The sequence below is a fragment of the Pseudoalteromonas phenolica genome, assembly GCF_005886345.1.
In the GTDB taxonomy this organism is placed as follows: Bacteria; Pseudomonadota; Gammaproteobacteria; order Enterobacterales; family Alteromonadaceae; genus Pseudoalteromonas; species Pseudoalteromonas phenolica_A.
Genome location: NZ_PNEC01000108.1, coordinates 1 through 208 on the forward strand (window position 1 = coordinate 1; position 208 = coordinate 208).

The window sequence follows — 208 nt, forward strand, 5'->3', positions numbered from 1 at the left end:
TACCGCTTTAAGCAGAACATTCATTAACTATATTTTCCATAAATTCTTTTGATTCCTTAAAAGACTTAGGTGTAAACACCTCATCTGGGTCTTCTGTATTTGTTCCATCAATTGTTAATTCATAGTAAGTAATTTGCCCTTCAGCTTTTTCTACTTCTACGGAGAGCAAATAACTAGTTAATGACCGATACTCTTCAAATTTCTCATA

General features: G+C 32.2%; 1 protein-coding gene. It reads right to left on the bottom strand.

Features of this window, described 5'->3' with window-relative positions; all coding sequences use genetic code 11:
* Window positions 1-7: 7 nt before the first annotated feature.
* On the bottom strand, window positions 8-208 hold a 201-nt coding region (locus CWB72_RS20675; RefSeq protein WP_171037377.1), incomplete at its 5' end, for a hypothetical protein.